The sequence below is a fragment of the Nocardia arthritidis genome (genome assembly GCF_011801145.1).
Classification (GTDB): domain Bacteria; phylum Actinomycetota; class Actinomycetes; order Mycobacteriales; family Mycobacteriaceae; genus Nocardia; species Nocardia arthritidis_A.
In genome coordinates this window covers 7,820,643-7,835,957 of the sequence record NZ_CP046172.1, presented here as the reverse complement: position 1 = coordinate 7,835,957, position 15,315 = coordinate 7,820,643, and the positions used below count along the sequence as shown (strand labels likewise).

18 protein-coding genes are annotated in these 15,315 nt (G+C 65.9%); 8 read left to right on the top strand and 10 right to left on the bottom strand.

All coding sequences use genetic code 11. The features are described 5' to 3' along the window. The first annotated feature begins 110 nt into the window (after positions 1-110). The 3 genes from moaA (at position 111) to F5544_RS35300 (ending at position 2,099) form a co-directional block, all read left to right on the top strand. Complete coding sequence (moaA, locus tag F5544_RS35310) at positions 111-1,169, top strand: GTP 3',8-cyclase MoaA (RefSeq protein WP_174867466.1); 1,059 nt, start codon at positions 111-113, stop codon at positions 1,167-1,169. Further along, a complete protein-coding gene (locus tag F5544_RS35305) occupies positions 1,162-1,404 on the top strand; it encodes a MoaD/ThiS family protein (protein ID WP_167477174.1) in 243 nt (80 codons plus the stop codon). The genes moaA and F5544_RS35305 overlap by 8 nt, the downstream gene beginning before the upstream one ends. Positions 1,405-1,691: 287 nt before the next feature. After that, a complete protein-coding gene (locus tag F5544_RS35300; protein WP_167477173.1) occupies positions 1,692-2,099 on the top strand; it encodes a DUF1003 domain-containing protein in 408 nt (135 codons plus the stop codon). Here F5544_RS35300 and nadE read toward each other — a convergent pair. Together nadE and F5544_RS35290 are read right to left on the bottom strand one after the other, a co-directional pair. Further along, positions 2,096-2,923, bottom strand: coding sequence for an ammonia-dependent NAD(+) synthetase (nadE, locus tag F5544_RS35295; protein WP_167477172.1), 828 nt, complete (start codon positions 2,921-2,923; stop codon positions 2,096-2,098). The two genes, F5544_RS35300 and nadE, sit on opposite strands and share 4 nt — an antisense overlap. Before the next feature lie 5 nt (positions 2,924-2,928). After that, positions 2,929-3,576 (bottom strand): TetR/AcrR family transcriptional regulator, encoded by a 648-nt coding sequence (locus tag F5544_RS35290; RefSeq protein ID WP_167479689.1) that lies wholly within the window; start codon positions 3,574-3,576, stop codon positions 2,929-2,931. A 128-nt stretch (positions 3,577-3,704) separates the two neighbouring features. On the opposite strand from F5544_RS35290, the gene F5544_RS35285 reads away from it, so the two are divergent. The 4 genes from F5544_RS35285 to nrdE all read left to right on the top strand — a co-directional run bounded on the left by F5544_RS35285 (position 3,705) and on the right by nrdE (position 7,595). Next, on the top strand, positions 3,705-4,271 hold the full coding sequence (locus F5544_RS35285; RefSeq protein WP_167477171.1) for an NADPH-dependent FMN reductase: 567 nt from the start codon (positions 3,705-3,707) through the stop codon (positions 4,269-4,271). A gap of 438 nt (positions 4,272-4,709) precedes the next feature. After that, positions 4,710-4,943 carry a redoxin NrdH gene (locus F5544_RS35280; protein WP_167477170.1) on the top strand — a complete coding sequence of 78 codons (234 nt, stop codon included), beginning with the start codon at positions 4,710-4,712 and terminating at the stop codon, positions 4,941-4,943. Positions 4,944-4,992: 49 nt separating this feature from the next. Further along, complete coding sequence (gene nrdI / locus F5544_RS35275) at positions 4,993-5,451, top strand: class Ib ribonucleoside-diphosphate reductase assembly flavoprotein NrdI (protein WP_167477169.1); 459 nt, start codon at positions 4,993-4,995, stop codon at positions 5,449-5,451. A gap of 62 nt (positions 5,452-5,513) precedes the next feature. Then, positions 5,514-7,595, top strand: a complete 2,082-nt coding sequence (nrdE, locus tag F5544_RS35270) for a class 1b ribonucleoside-diphosphate reductase subunit alpha (protein WP_238846814.1) — start codon at positions 5,514-5,516, stop codon at positions 7,593-7,595. A gap of 12 nt (positions 7,596-7,607) precedes the next feature. Here nrdE and F5544_RS35265 read toward each other — a convergent pair whose 3' ends face one another. The 6 genes from F5544_RS35265 to F5544_RS35240 all read right to left on the bottom strand — a co-directional run bounded on the left by F5544_RS35265 (position 7,608) and on the right by F5544_RS35240 (position 11,931). Further along, positions 7,608-8,105, bottom strand: coding sequence for an RDD family protein (locus tag F5544_RS35265; protein WP_167477168.1), 498 nt, complete (start codon positions 8,103-8,105; stop codon positions 7,608-7,610). A gap of 61 nt (positions 8,106-8,166) precedes the next feature. After that, entirely contained in the window at positions 8,167-8,472 is a 306-nt protein-coding gene (locus F5544_RS35260) for a hypothetical protein (protein WP_167477167.1), read from the bottom strand. 49 nt (positions 8,473-8,521) lie between these two features. Continuing rightward, entirely contained in the window at positions 8,522-8,980 is a 459-nt protein-coding gene (locus tag F5544_RS35255; protein ID WP_167477166.1) for a hypothetical protein, read from the bottom strand. Between the two features lie 49 nt (positions 8,981-9,029). Beyond that, positions 9,030-10,025, bottom strand: a complete 996-nt coding sequence (locus F5544_RS35250) for an LLM class F420-dependent oxidoreductase (RefSeq protein WP_167477165.1) — start codon at positions 10,023-10,025, stop codon at positions 9,030-9,032. Positions 10,026-10,157: 132 nt separating this feature from the next. After that, a complete protein-coding gene (locus F5544_RS35245; RefSeq protein ID WP_167477164.1) occupies positions 10,158-11,516 on the bottom strand; it encodes a glycosyltransferase in 1,359 nt (452 codons plus the stop codon). An 82-nt stretch (positions 11,517-11,598) separates the two neighbouring features. Next, entirely contained in the window at positions 11,599-11,931 is a 333-nt protein-coding gene (locus F5544_RS35240) for a hypothetical protein (protein ID WP_167477163.1), read from the bottom strand. 12 nt (positions 11,932-11,943) lie between these two features. Here F5544_RS35240 and F5544_RS35235 point away from each other — a divergent pair, with 12 nt between their 5' ends. Further along, positions 11,944-12,453: a hypothetical protein gene (locus F5544_RS35235; protein WP_167477162.1), complete on the top strand. Its 510-nt coding sequence runs from the start codon at positions 11,944-11,946 to the stop codon at positions 12,451-12,453. 65 nt (positions 12,454-12,518) lie between these two features. On the opposite strand, the gene F5544_RS35230 is transcribed toward F5544_RS35235, so the two are convergent. After that, on the bottom strand, positions 12,519-12,917 hold the full coding sequence (locus F5544_RS35230; RefSeq protein WP_167477161.1) for a DUF7144 family membrane protein: 399 nt from the start codon (positions 12,915-12,917) through the stop codon (positions 12,519-12,521). A gap of 90 nt (positions 12,918-13,007) precedes the next feature. Then, complete coding sequence (locus tag F5544_RS35225) at positions 13,008-15,128, bottom strand: MMPL family transporter (RefSeq protein WP_167477160.1); 2,121 nt, start codon at positions 15,126-15,128, stop codon at positions 13,008-13,010. Positions 15,129-15,315: the final 187 nt, after the last annotated feature.

Genomic DNA, 15,315 nt, shown 5'->3' with positions numbered 1-15,315 from the left:
GGGCCGACGGGCCCTTCGGAGGAAGCTACGGCCCGCCGGAGCCGCGACCGGAACCGGTTTTGTCGGTGGGCACAGCCGGTCGTTCGCAGCCGACCGGTCATAATGGAGAAGTGACGTTGGTCGACATAGGGATTCCCGCCGTGCGATCCGGGCGCCCCGCACTCGATGGACGTCCCGACACACCGGTACTGCTCGATCGCTTCGGGCGCATCGCCCGCGATCTGCGGGTGTCCATCACCGAAAAGTGTTCGCTGCGCTGCACCTACTGCATGCCGGAGGAGGGGCTGCCGGAAATCCCCCGCCACGAGCTGCTCACCGCCGACGAGATCGTCCGGCTGGTCACCCTCGCGGTGCGCGATCTCGGGGTCCGGGAGGTCCGGTTCACCGGCGGTGAGCCGCTGATGCGCCGCGACCTCGAACAGATCATCGCCGGCTGCCACGCCGCCGTCCCCGACATTCCGCTGGCCATGACCACCAACGCGGTGGGCCTGCGGCATCGGGCGCGGGCGCTCGCCGCCGCCGGGCTGAGCCGGGTCAATATCTCCCTCGACACCGTCGACCGCGCCGGTTTCGCCAGGCTGACCCGCCGCGATCGCCTCGAGTCGGTGCTCGCCGGCATCCGCGCCGCCCGCGACGCCGGGCTGGCCCCGGTCAAGGTCAATGCCGTGCTCATGCGCGAAACCCTTTCCGGCGCACCGGATCTGTTGCAGTGGTGCCTGGACGAGGGCTGTGAACTGCGGTTCATCGAGGAGATGCCGCTCGACGCCGACCACGAGTGGGCGCGGGCCAATATGGTCACCGCCGCCGAACTGCTCGAGGTGCTCGGCGCACGCTTCACCCTCAGCCCGATCGGACGGTCGGATCCGGCCGCGCCCGCCGAGAAATGGCGGATCGGCGCGGGCCCGGCGAGCGTCGGCATCATCGCCTCGGTCACCCGCAAATTCTGCGAAACCTGCGATCGCACCCGGCTCACCGCCGACGGCATGCTGCGCTCGTGCCTGTTCAGCGACCAGGAATACGATCTGCGTCAGGCACTGCGCTCCGGCGCCGACGACGCCGAGATCGCCACCATCTGGCGCGGCGCCATGTGGCACAAGTGGGCGGGCCACGGTATCGACGCGGCGGATTTCGTGCCGCCGGAACGGACGATGGGAGCCATCGGTGGTTGAGGTCCGCTACTTCGCCGCGATCGCCGACGCGGTCGGCAAGAGTTCCGAGGTGCTGGATCTTCCGCCGGGCGCGACGGTGGCCGACCTGCGGACGGCGCTGTCGGCCTCGTATGGGACAGAACTCGAGCCCATGCTGAAGGTCTGCGCATTCCTGGTGGGGGATGAGCTCACGCGGGATGTTTCGGTGGCGCTGACCCCGCGGGTGGACGTGCTGCCGCCATTTGCGGGCGGGTAGGACGGCCGGTTCCGACGGATCGGTGCGTCGGGTTTCTGGTTGCGCCGCTACGACGACTGGATCGCCCCAGCTGGGCACGGGCGTGCGTGGGCATGCGGTGGTGGCGGTTCGCTCCAGGGTCGGCCTGTCCGTATGGTCCACTGCCGCGTTTGCCTTTGAGTCGGTAGGTAATTCGGTGCCGCACCCCGTCTTCGAACCGTACACATGAAACAGCAGGTGTGCGGTTCGAAAACCGGGTGCGGGGGCTAGCATCTGGCGCGGAAACGCCCATCCACGTGAGGATTCCGATGTCCGACCCGATCGAACGGGTGATCCGCCACCCGGCCATCCTGAAATTCGAGGCGAAGCGCGCGGCGAGCATTCAGCTGCGGATCGCCGACTGGATCACCCGGTTCGCCGGATCCATGTGGTTCGTCTACATCCATGCGTTGCTGTTCGCGGTCTGGATGATCTGGTGTGAACAGAGCCCATGGCCGACGTTGACGCTGGTGGTGTCGCTGGAGGCGATCTTCCTGTCCACCTTCGTCATGATCGGCCAGAACCGGCAGGCCGAATTCCAGCAGGTGAAGGCCGATCACGACTTCAAGGCGCAGGAGTTGGAGCTGAAGACCAATACGGAGCTGACCGTCGCCATCCATGCGATGACCAAGGAGCTGCACCGCAGGCTCGTCGAGGAGCCGGATTCGAAATCCTAAGCGCGCCACCAGGTGTCGAGCGGGGTGACCGGGACGGTGCGCTTGTGCCTGGTGTTGCGGAAGATCGTCTCCAGCTTGGCGGCCACCTCGGGCGTGACATCCTTGCCCTCGAGGTAGTCGTCGATTTCGGCGTAGCGCAGGCCGAGCGCCTCCTCGTCGGGGAGGGCGGGGCGGTCGTCCTCGAGGTCGGCGGTCGGCACCTTGGACCAGATGCTGGCCGGTGCGCCGAGTTCCTGGAGCAGCGCGGCGCCCTGGCGTTTGGTGAGCCCGGTGAGCGGGGTGAGGTCGACGCCGCCGTCGCCGTATTTGGTGAAGAAGCCGGTGACCGCCTCCGCGGCGTGGTCGGTGCCCACCACCAGCAGGTTCTCCTGTCCGGCGATGGCGTACTGGATCACCATCCGCTCGCGCGCCTTGATATTGCCGCGCACGAAGTCGCGCAGCCGCTCGCCCGCCAGCGCCGAGGCGACCTCGGCGGCGAGTGCGTCGGCGCCGGGCCGGACATTCACGACGACGGACCGGTCGGGCCGGATGAACTCCAGCGCGATCTGGGCGTCGGCCTCGTCGGCCTGCACACCGTAGGGGAGCCGCACCGCGACGAACGTGGCGTCGACGCCATCGGCGCGCAGTTCCTCGACGGCGAGCTGACACAGCCGCCCGGTGAGCGCGGAATCCTGGCCGCCGCTGATGCCGAGCACGAAACCCGTTGCGGGAGTGGCGCGCAGGTAGTCCTTCAGGAAGTCGACCCGGCGCCGCACCTCCAGCTTCGGCACGATCTCGGACTGGACGCCTAGTTCGGCGATGATCTGTTCACGCAGGGACCCCATGGCCGTCACTTTAGCTGGCGGTCCGGCACCATCCGCCGGACCAGCAGCTCCCATTGGTCGCCGATCCGGTCGATCGAATAGCCCGCACCGTGCAGCTGTGCCATCACCAGCCGGGCGTCCAGCGGCGCGAGCAAAGTGTCGGCGAGCAACGGGATTTCGCCGGATGCCGCGGTTTGGCGCAGCAGCATCATCACATGTGCCTTGAGGGTGTTGTACGGAGCTCCCGCATAGCGGTCGGCGCCCTCGCCGACCTCGGCGGCCCGGTGGATCTCACCCTCTATATCGATATCGCGCAGCCGGGCCCGGCCGAATGCGATGAGCCGTTCCACCGGCGGCGCACCCGGACCGAGCGGTGGCGGCCCGAACATGAAGGCGGCCTGGAATTTCTGGTCCGAGTGATCGAGCAGCGCATGCATCAATCCGGCTCGATTGCCGAAGCGGCGGAATATCGTGCCCTTGCCGACCCCGGCGTGTTTGGCCAGCGCGTCCATGGTGAGCGCGTCGACGCCGTGCCGGTGCAGCAGTTCCTGGGCGGCGTCGAGCAGCAGCCGCCGGTTGCGCGCGGCATCGCTGCGTTCGGTGGGTTCCGCGGTGGTCAGCGGTGCGCCGGGGCTGAAGACCGGACCGACCCCGATCGGTGAGACGGACAGCATGGCCGCCGGATTCTCGTCAGGTGTGATCGACGTCACGGCGATGACGTCCTCCCTTCGGAATTAAAGCGGACCGTGGTCCGGTTGTTCTGGCTCGAAAGCCACACCGCTCCAGAGCAACAGGAGAAGTCATGTCGATCAAGATCCTCGCAATCTCCGGCGGGCTGCGCGTCGGCTCCACCAACACGGCGCTGCTGCGTGCGGCCAAGGAGGTCGCGCCCGCCGGTATCGAGATCGAGATCTACGAGGGCATCCGGGATCTGCCCTACTTCGATCAGGATCTCGAGGCCGAACCGCCCGCGTCCGTGGTCGAACTGCGCGAGAAGATCCGCGACGCCGACGGCGTGCTCATCGCCTCGCCCGAATACAACTACAGCATTCCCGGTGCGTTGAAGAATCTGCTCGACTGGGCCTCCCGGCCGTACGGCGAGTCCTTCCTGACCGCCAAGCCGGTCGCCATCATGGGCGCGTCGATGAGCCAGTTCGGCACGGTGCGCGCGCAGAACCACCTGCGCGACGTCTTCCACTGGCTGGACTCGAAGGTGGTCACCAAGCCCGAGGTGCACGTGGGGCTGAATGGTGAGCGCTTCGACGCGCAGGGCGCGCTGACCGACGAGTTCAGCCGTGGCCTGATCGCTGAACTGATCGACGCGCTCGTTGCGCTGATCGAGCGGGATCGGGTCGCCGTGGCCGCCTGAGTCCTGGCCGTCGAGGGTCGTCTCCGTTCCGTTCGGACCGGAGGCGGCCCTCTTTTCGTATGTGCCGGATTTGTGACCCGAGGTGATCAACGTGGTCTGCGAGATGGGTGGTGCGAATGGCGATCATTGGGTTTGCTGGGAAAGAGCTACGTCACGAAATTGTGATCTGCGCCACTGCTGTGTCGAGTTGCGTATCGAGCGTCCAGGTACTTACCGCTAGGGAATTTCATCGTTGTGACTCGCAACATGTCGTGTTGTATGAATCTGTCGGCCACTAGGTGTAGTGTCTTCGGTACTGGAGCACGGCACGAGACCTACCCGCGTTCAGCGGCTGATCAGGGACTTCCGAACCGGATCCAGGAGTTTGCGCAGCGTACGTCGGATCATGCACTTACGGATCACAGGCTGTGGATCAGGCATAGGGAGAGAGGGACATCAATGACCATCACCGTGTACACCAAGCCCGCTTGCGTCCAGTGCAATGCCACCTACAAGGCCCTCGACAAGGTCGGGGTGGACTACCAGGTCATCGACATCTCCGAGAACGACGAGGCCCGCGACTACGTCATGGCCCTCGGTTACCTGCAGGCCCCGGTCGTCGTCGCCGGTGACGACCACTGGTCCGGCTTCCGGCCCGACCGCATCAAGGCCCTCGCCGCCGTCGCGGCCTGATCGCAGCTCCGGTTCATCCGATGTGACGATCGAAAAGGGGAGGTGTCCCGTGCCCGAGAACGCACTGGTCTACTTCTCCAGCGCCTCGGAGAACACGCATCGCTTCGTCGAGAAGCTGGGACTCCCGGCGACTCGCATACCACTGCACACCGCCGATTCGCTGCGCGTCGACGAACCCTACGTGCTGATCGTCCCGACTTACGGGGGCGGTCGGCACGTTCTGGGGGGCAACCGATCCGATAAGGAATTCGTACCGCGCCAGGTCGCCAAGTTCCTCAACGATCCGCACAACCGCGCACTGCTGCGCGGCGTCATCGCGGCGGGCAACACGAACTTCGGCGATACGTATTGCTATGCGGGCGAGGTCATCTCGCGCAAATGCGGGGTGCCGTACCTGTATCGCTTCGAACTCATGGGAACCGCCGAGGACGTCGCTCGCGTCCGAGAGGGATTGGGATTGTTTTGGCAACAACAACGACAGCACCGGCAGGAAAAACGGCTCGCGTAGAGCGTCCGCCGGTTCGGGGCGCGGGGCTGGGCGACGGTCTGGACTACCACGCGCTCAACGCGATGCTGAACCTGTACGGGCCGAACGGTGAGATCCAGTTCGACAAGGATGTCGCCGCCGCGCGTCAGTACTTCCTGCAGCACGTCAACCAGAACACCGTCTTCTTCCACAATCTGGACGAGAAGCTGGACTACCTGGTCGACGAGAACTATTACGAGGCAGAGGTTCTCGACCAGTACAGCAGGGAGTTCATCAAAACCCTCTTCCAGCAGGCCTACGCCAAGAAGTTCCGGTTCCCCACCTTCCTCGGCGCGTTCAAGTACTACACCTCCTACACGCTGAAGACCTTCGACGGGAAGCGCTACCTGGAGCGGTTCGAGGACCGCGTCTGCATGGTCGCGCTCACCCTCGCCGCCGGTGACGAGCAGCTGGCGCGCGAACTCGTCGACGAGATCATCGAGGGCCGCTTCCAGCCGGCCACCCCGACCTTCCTCAACTCGGGCAAGAAGCAGCGCGGCGAGCCGGTGTCCTGCTTCCTGCTGCGCATCGAGGACAATATGGAGTCCATCGGGCGCTCGATCAACTCCGCGCTGCAGCTGTCCAAGCGCGGCGGCGGAGTCGCGTTGCTGCTCAGCAATATTCGCGAGGCGGGCGCACCGATCAAGAAGATCGAGAACCAGAGCTCCGGCGTCATCCCGATCATGAAGCTGCTGGAGGATTCGTTCTCCTACGCCAACCAGCTCGGCGCGCGGCAGGGCGCGGGCGCGGTCTACCTACACGCGCACCACCCCGACATCTACCGCTTCCTGGACACCAAGCGGGAGAACGCGGACGAGAAGATCCGCATCAAGACGCTGTCCCTCGGCGTGGTGATTCCGGACATCACCTTCGAACTGGCGAAGAAGAACGAGGACATGTACCTGTTCTCGCCGTACGACGTGGAACGCATCTACGGCAAGCCGTTCGCCGATATCGATGTCACCGAGAAGTACTACGAGATGGTGGACGACAAGCGGATTCGCAAGTCGAAGATCAAGGCGCGCGAGTTCTTCCAGACCATCGCCGAGCTGCAGTTCGAATCCGGCTACCCGTACATCATGTTCGAGGACACGGTGAACCGGGCCAACCCGATCGCGGGCAAGATCACCCACTCGAACCTGTGCTCGGAGATCCTGCAGGTTTCGACGCCGTCGGAGTTCAACGACGATCTGTCCTACTCGAAGGTGGGCAAGGACATTTCGTGCAACCTCGGTTCGCTGAACATCGCCAAGACGATGGATTCGCCGAACTTCGCGCAGACCATCGAGGTGGCCATCCGCGCGCTCACCGCGGTGTCGGATCAGACCCACATCTACTCGGTGCCGTCGATCGAACAGGGCAACAACTCCTCGCACGCCATCGGCCTGGGGCAGATGAACCTGCACGGCTATCTGGCCCGCGAGCGGATCCACTACGGGTCCGAAGAGGGTATCGATTTCACCAACATCTACTTCTATACCGTTGTCTACCACGCGCTTCGGGCGTCGAACCGGATCGCGATCGAGCGCGGCGCCCACTTCGGCGGCTTCCCGGAATCCAAGTACGCCAGCGGCGAGTACTTCGACAAGTACACCGAACAGGTGTGGGAGCCGAAGACGGAGCGGGTTCGCCAGTTGTTCGATGACGCGGGCGTGCACATCCCGACCCAGGACGACTGGCGCGACCTGAAGGCGTCGGTGATGGAGCACGGCATCTACAACCAGAACCTGCAGGCGGTGCCGCCCACCGGCTCGATCTCCTACATCAACCACTCCACCAGCTCCATCCACCCGGTGGCGTCGAAGATCGAGATCCGCAAGGAAGGCAAGATCGGCCGCGTCTACTACCCGGCGCCCTACATGGACAACGACAACCTCGAGTACTACGAGGACGCCTACGAGATCGGCTACGAGAAGATCATCGACACCTACGCCGCGGCCACCCAGCACGTGGACCAGGGCCTGTCGCTGACCCTCTTCTTCAAGGACACCGCGACCACCCGCGACCTGAACCGGGCCCAGATCTACGCCTGGCGCAAGGGCATCAAAACCCTCTACTACATCCGGCTGCGCCAAATGGCCCTGGAGGGAACCGAAGTCGAGGGTTGCGTCAGCTGCATGCTGTGAGTCCGAGTGCGTTCATGGCCAGGTCGGCAACTGCAATGGCACGATGACGGTCATGAACGCACCCCGGAACCAGCTGCGGACGAGGAACCACAGGCTCGGATAGCTGCCGTCCACCCGGTAGAGGCGCAGACCGAACAGTGATTTGCCGAGGGTGGTGCGGACCAGCCGCTGGATAACGGTCCGGTGCACGAACGACACCCCGATCGCGGCGGCGACCGCGATCGGAATGGGTTGCCGCATATCGCCGTGGCGGGCGAGCGCGAACCAAACTCCAACGCCGACACCGATATGCAGCAGCAGATCGATGGTGAACGCCACCCACACCGCAACCCCCGACGACTCGTCCCCGTCCTGGATCGCCGATCGCCGCCCAACAAGCGGCAACTCATCCTTCTTCTCGCCCTTGACCGTCCGATCGACATACCGCAGCGTCCCGTCCGCAGCGCGCTCGAACCCACCACCAACGGACCGAACGCTGTCAGCGCGACTCCCCTCGCGCGAAGTGTTCATGCCGACAGCGTATCGGCCGTCAGTGTCAGCGCAGCACCGGTGCGTATGGTCCGCGGCCGCGTCATTCGGTTTGCTTCGGGTGGCCGACGCTCGCCCGAACGATCCAGACAATTTGCCGATCGGAATCGGGGCAGTACCAGATGCGGCCCGCTCCCGTCACCTCGTATTGCCATAGCGGGAGAACCTTGCCGTTCATCACATGGGTGCTGAGCTCATTCCTGAGCCGATGTTGGCGCGCCGGGTTCTCCGGGGTTGTCGGCCGCTCCGTGAGTGAGATCCATGCTTCCCAGGTGTTCGACTGCGCGGCCCGGCATAGATCTTCCCAACCTTTTGCGGCTTCGGTCGTCCCGAAACGTGCCTCCCACATGCCTGGCCGCCTCGGTGGTGCGACCCGATCACCACGTTTCGATGCCAAGTCATTCCCCCATCGGGCTCGGGACCGGGCCGAAGTCGCCCTCGGTCGGTTGTGTCAGCGCTCGCGCCAGCTCCGGATCCGCGTAAACCAATGCGGTGCTGTGCCATTCACGGATCGTCTGCATGAAGATCGACCACTGCCCGAGTTCGGCCGATGCGTGGAAGGCCCGAGCGAAATCGGTGACGAATTCCGCCCGAGCCTTCTCGGGAAGCAGGTCGACCCAAGGGAACTCGTCGACCAACACACTGATCACAGCGTCATGCGGCAGATGCCGTACTGCACTTCGCACCGCACGCGCCGCGATGATCGCCCCCTCCGATTCGTTCTGTGCCGCGTCCTCGCGGACGAGAATCAGCGGCGCCCCGTCCCGGCGACGCACTCGGACAGCGCCTTGATCGGCGAGTTTCGCGACCGCTTTGGGGTCGCGCTGCAGCTCGCTCCACTGAACCTCGGTAGCCATGCCCTCAATTCTGAACTTTTTCAGAAGAGATGGCAAGTTGACCGCGCGATCAGCGCAGCGCTGGTGCTACTTCGCGGGTGAAGAGGTCGATGCCGGAGGTGTCGTAGGCGGATTCGGGGAAGTTGAGGATGGTGTAGGCGAGGCCGAGGTCCTTGACCTTGGTGAGGTTTTCGACGATCTGTTCGGGGGTGCCGATGGCGGCGCCGCCGCGGGTCACGTCGTCGATGTGGCTGGTCGCCTGCTCGATGCCGCCGACGTAGGGGGCGATGCGCGACGCCCACGCCTTCAGGCGGTCCCGCACCTCGGCCTCGGTGGTGCCGATGATCGCGTTGTAGTTCGCGGAGCGGACGATCGCGTCGAAATCGGTGCCGACTTCGGCGCAGTGCTCGCGCAGCAGTCCGGACTTGTGCGCGAAACCCTCCGGGTCGCCGACGAAGTTCGTGTAGTCGGCGTACTTGGCGGCGATGCGCAGCGTCTTCTTCTCGCCACCGCCCGCGATCCACAGCGGAATCCCGTTCTCCTGCAACGGCAGTGGCCGCACGATCGCGCCGTCCACCTGGTAGTACTTCCCGTCCAGGGTCGCCTTGCCCTCGGTCCAGGCCTGCCGGAAGATCCGCACGCCCTCGTCGAGTCGGCCCAGCCGCTCACCCGGCGGCGGGAATCCGTAACCGTATGCGCGCCATTCCTGTTCGTACCAGCCGCCGCCGATCCCCATCTCGACCCGGCCGCCGGAGATCAGGTCCACGGTCGCGGCGACCTTTGCCAGGTAGGCCGGATTGCGGTAGCTCATCGCGGTGCACATCTGGCCGAGGCGGATCCGCGACGTGCTGGCCGCGAAGGCCGACATCAGCGTCCATGCCTCATGGGTGGCCTCATCGGTCGGCACCGGGACGGTGTGGAAGTGGTCGTACACCCACAGCGATTCCCAGGTGTCGTCGGCGTCGGCGCGCCGGGCCAGGTCGCGCATTACCGCCCACTGCGCCGCCGGGTCGATGCCGACCAGATCCAGTCGCCAGCCTTGCGGGATGAAGATGCCGAAGCGCACGGGTGTCTCCTTCGAAATATTCCGGACATGGTCGCGACGGTTCTCGCCGCGGCGCCGAGGCCAATTGGAGCATTCGCTCGGACCGTCACGCCGGGCTTCACTGTTCCGATTCACCGGCGCGCGGGCAACTTGTCAACAGCCGCGATCGGTGAGGTCGGCGTCGGACAGCGCGGTGCTCGGCTCCGGCTCGATGATCGGAGTGGCCGCGGCCCTGGGGCGCTCGGTGTGCTTGGCCGGGCTCGGCGTCGTCCGATCACGCTGTGCGGGCAGCGTGCGGGCGAAATGCTGTTCCAGCAGGTCGGCTCCGTGCGCAGGCCCGCCCGCCGCGGCGAATCCGGCCGCGACCCGCGCCGCGCCCGCTCGGCACGCCAGCGCCGCATCGATTCCGGCGCGCAGGTTGGCGATGTTCAGCCGCTTCTTCGGCACCCAACTGCCCGCCGCATTGCCGACCACCCGGCGCGCGACCTCGGACTGGCTGCGGCCGAATGGTACGACGCACGCGGGAACGCCTGCCGCCAAAGCCTTTTGGACGATGCCCATACCGCCGTGGGTGATCACCACCGCCGCGCGATCGAGCAGCAGGTGATGCGGGAGAAAGGTTTCCACCCTGGCATTGCGCGGCGCGGCGAAGAATTCCGGGTCGATGGCGCCGGAGGTGACGACGGTGTACAGATCGCTGTCGGCCAGCGCGTCCATCGCGACCTGGGCCAGGCGTCCGTCGTCCTGGAACTCGGTCGAACAGGTGACGAGTGCGATCGGGCGGTCGATCTTATCGAGCCAGTCCGGATATTCGGCGTTCGGCGACCACAGGCCGGGGCCGATCTGGTGGACCGAGGCGGGCCAGTCGGTGCGTAGGTCGTCGAAGGGCGGCGCGGTGAGGTTCAGCAGCAGCGGTGGCTGGCGTAGGTAATCGGCGGAGTGTGCCAGCACGTCCAGTCCGTAGTACTGGCGCATGTGGTTGAGCTGCGGCAGCACCTCGTCCCAGCGCCGGGTCAGCGCCCACTGCACGGTGCTGTCGCGGATCCGGCCGAGCGGCCCCGCTTTCGGGAAGAGGCCGGGCCCGAACGGCGGTGCATCCCGTGACGGCAGCGGCAGCAGCTTCGGCGCGAATGCGGCCCACGGCAATCCGCTTGCGGCCGTGTAGATCTGGGCGCCGAGGGTGGTGGTGTCGACGAGTACCGCATCGGGGCGGGTCGCGACGATGGCCGACCGGATCGCCTCGATCTCGTCGGGGATGCGCGCGGTGAGCGCGCGCATCGCGGCCCGCAGCGACGCGATCTTGGATCGCCTTCCCCAGTCGCGCGGGCCATCGCCGGCTAGTTCGGACGGTAGGTCCATGACCTGAATTCCCAACGGGCTCATGGCATCTTCGCTGCCGGGGAGGGTCAGCACGGTGACGTCGTTTCCGCGCAGTACCAGCTCGGCAAGCACCGGGGTGATCGGGTACAGATGCCCTTTGGCCGGTGCGGTGCAGGCCAGTATTTTGGTCATGCCAGAGGCTAACCTATAGCTATCAATTTTCCGGTGAAGTCGGAAAATTATTCGCGATCCGCAATTGGGCGGCAAATCGCACTCATGGACGGTCGCCCACGCCGATTCGCTTCTCCGGCGAGGGTTTTGCGAAATCCGCTGGATCGTGGTCGGGATCGCAATCCGGCGCGTACGCGCCGACCCGGTCGTCGTCGGCGATGTCGTGGCGGAGCAGTAGGAGTGTGGTGATGCGCGTGCTCATCGAGCGTGGTTGTTGAGCCATCCGAACCACCTGATCAATCGGGGAGGAATCGGTTCCGGCCGCGGGCCGGCTGTCTGGTACGCGAGCGGATGTAATGATACGCGCCTGTTTGCTGACAGGTAACTGTTTCGGGAAAATGGATAAACGCTGGCGTATTCGGCGCCGCTCCGCCACGCTGGACAGCGTATGAACAAGGAACGACAACCACGGCTCGGCATCGATTTCGGCCGGGTGATTCAGGGGGCGGCGTTGCCGACGGGTGACGCCGATACGGTATTTCTTTCCGGCGGCGTCGCCGAGGCGATGCGAACACCGCCGAGTCCCAATGCTTTCGAGGTGTTACCCCGGCTGGTCCTGCGCTTCGGCGGCCGCGCATGGGTGATCTCCAAATGCGGTCCCCGTATCGAGGAGCGCACGCGACAATGGCTGGACCACAACGATTTCTACGCGCGCACCGGGGTGCGGCGGGAGAATCTGCGCTTCTGCCGGGCCCGCGCGGACAAGGCGATCCACTGCGCCGAACTCGGCATCACCCACATGATCGATGACCGGCTGGACGTGCACCGCGCGCTGCGGGATCTGGTGCCGCACCGCTACCTGTTCGGGGCGCAGGATTCGCCGATACCGGACTGGGTGGTGCACGTGCCGACCTGGCCGGACGCGGAGGCCGCGATCGCCGCGACCATGCCGGAATGAACGGCCGCGCCGGTGCCCGGCGACCGGGCACCGGCGAATACCGCCGCACCACAGGGGAATTCGTACTATTCGGCGGCGATCTGCCGGGCCAGCGCCCAGATCACCAGGATGTCGATGGCGATCATGACCAGGGCCCAGAACGGGTAGATCGGCGCGAAAACGAAGTTGTCCAGGATGCTGACCGCGGCCATCACGATGCCGGCGAGATAACCCCACGACTTCCCGGTGACGATGCCGACGCCCGCGACGATCACCAGCACCGCGATTACCAGGTGCACCCAACCCCAGGTCGACACATTGAGCAGGAATACCTGATCCTCGGTCACCACGAAAATATCGCGTTTGGCGATGGCCGCGATCGCGGTGAGCAAATGCAGTATCCCGGTGATGAGGATGAGGACGCCAGCGAAGATCGTCATATCGTTGAGCACCGGGCCGGTCCGCACGGGGCCGGGACTGGTCATGACACACACTCCTTCCGAAACGCGTGGAATAACCGAACGGCCACAAGGTAGCCCGCTGATCGCCGAATTCGGCGCAGGTCGGCGGGCGCGTTACGTGGTGAGGCTGATTTCCGGCTCGGGCGTGGGCTCGGATTTGCGGCGCGATAGCGCGCTCGGCCACCAGATCCGGTCGCCGATATCGAGCGCAAGCGCGGTGACCAGGACGGAACGCACGATCAGGGTGTCGATCAGCACGCCGACCGCGATGACGATGCCGATCTCGGCGAGGTTCACCACCGGCAGCGTGGTGAACACCCCGAAGGTGCCTGCGAGCACCAGGCCCGCCGAGGTGATCACCCCGCCGGTCGCGGAAAGTCCGGTGCGTGCGCCCGCCCTGGTGCCGTGCCGCTCGGCCTCCTCGTGCACCCGCGACATGAGGAAGATGTTGTAGTCGATGCCGAGCGCCACCAGGAAGACGAAGGCCAGCAGCGGAAGTCCGTTGTCGGCGCCCTTGAAGCCGACCAGATCGAAGATCCACCGGCTGGCGCCGAGCGCGGCGAAGAAGGACAGCACCACCGTCGCGGTGAGCAGCAGCGGAGCCAGGATCGAGCGCAGCAGCACCGTCAGGATAATCAGCACGATCGCGAGCACCAGCGGTGCGATCAACCGATTGTCGTGCGCCACAGCACGTTTCACATCGAGAATGACCGCGGTCTGGCCGCCGACCTTGGCTGCGGGATCCGCGGCGTGCACCGCGGCGCGCACCCGATCGATGGTGTCGTATGCGGCCTGGCTGTCCGGCGGATCGGACAGCGTGCCCTCCAGATAGGCGAGATCGCCTCTGACCACCGGCTTGGTGGGTGCGGTGATGCCCCGCGTGCCGCCGAAAGCCGAAGCGACGGAATCTATTCGGGACGATTCCGCGATCACCACCACCGGAGTGCCGGTGCCCGCGTCGAAATGCCGTTCCAGGACCGCGGTTCCGGCCACCGCATCGGAGTGGCCGACGAAAGCGTCTTTGTTCGCAACGCCGTTCGCGTTCAGCCCGATCGTGCCGTAGGCCAGCGCGAGCAGGGCCAGCACGGTGCCGATCCACACCGTCCGCGGCCTGCCCGCGATGAATTGCCCGGTGCGGGCCCAGATTCCGGTCTCGGTCTGGTCGACGGTGCCCACCTCGGGATGCCGCGGCCAGAAGATCCACCGGCCGGCGATCACCAGCAGGGCGGGCAGCAGCGTCAGCATCGCCAGCAGGGCGATGGTGATGCCGATGGCGCACACCGGGCCGGTGCCCTTCGTCGAATTCAGTTCCGCCACAAGCAATGCCAGCATCGCGATGATCACCGTCGTGCCGCTGGCCAGCACGGCGGGCCCGGCCCGGTGCAGCGCGACGGCCATCGCCTCGTGCCGGTCGGCGTGGCGGCGCAGCTCCTCGCGGTAGCGGGCCACCAGCAGCAGCGCGTAATCGGTGCCCGCGCCGAAGACGAGCACGGTGAGGATGCCCTGGCTCTGCGCGTTCACGGTGAGGCCGAATTTCGTCGCGCCGTATACCGCGCTCATCGCGATGATCAGCGCGGCGACCGCGGCGAACAGCGGCAGCGTCCACAGCATCGGACCGTAGGTGAACAGCAGGATGACGATGACGATCGCGGCCGCCGCGTACAGCAGCACGCCCTCGATTCCCTTGAACGCCTGGCCGAATTCGGCCGCGTAACCGGCGGGGCCGGTGGCGTGGAAGGACAGCCCGTCCGGGTGGTCGGGGAGGGCGGCCTTGATCGCGGCGACGCTGTCGGTCAGCGAATTCCAGCCGTTCGCACCGATTTCGATCGGCACCAGGATCTGCGCGGCCTGCCCGTCCCGCGACGGCGTCGGGCCGAACACCTTGTCCGCCAACACATGTTCGACCTGTTTGACGCGGGTGGCGTCCGCGCCGATCGCGGCCCGGTCGGCCGGGGTGAGCCCGCCGGGCCGCTCGTACACCAGCACGACGGGCAGTTCGTCGCTGTTGCCGAACCGGTCGGCCAGCTTGAACGCCTGCGTCGATTCCGCGCTGTCCGGCAGCCAGCTCACATTGTCGTTCTTCTGGGCGCCGGTGAGCTCGCCCGCGAAGACGCCGAGCGCGAGCAGCGCGATCAGCCAGACACCCAGCACCACCCATTTGCCGCGGCGGCCGCTGGGTAGCCGGGCCAGCCGTCCGAGCAGATCGGTCATATCCGGGTCGGTCGGTGCGGACATCGGGCTGGCTCCCTGGGGGTCGGGCCGAAACGGTTCGACCGATCGTACGGATGGTCGGTTACCGGAGCGGTAGTGGAAAGTTACCGCCGCACCATTCGCAGACGATTCCGGCAAATCGGTTGGCGGCGGGGCATGCAGGGACTTTCCGGTTCGCCGCGGACCGCCGATCCCGGGGTGGGCAAACACC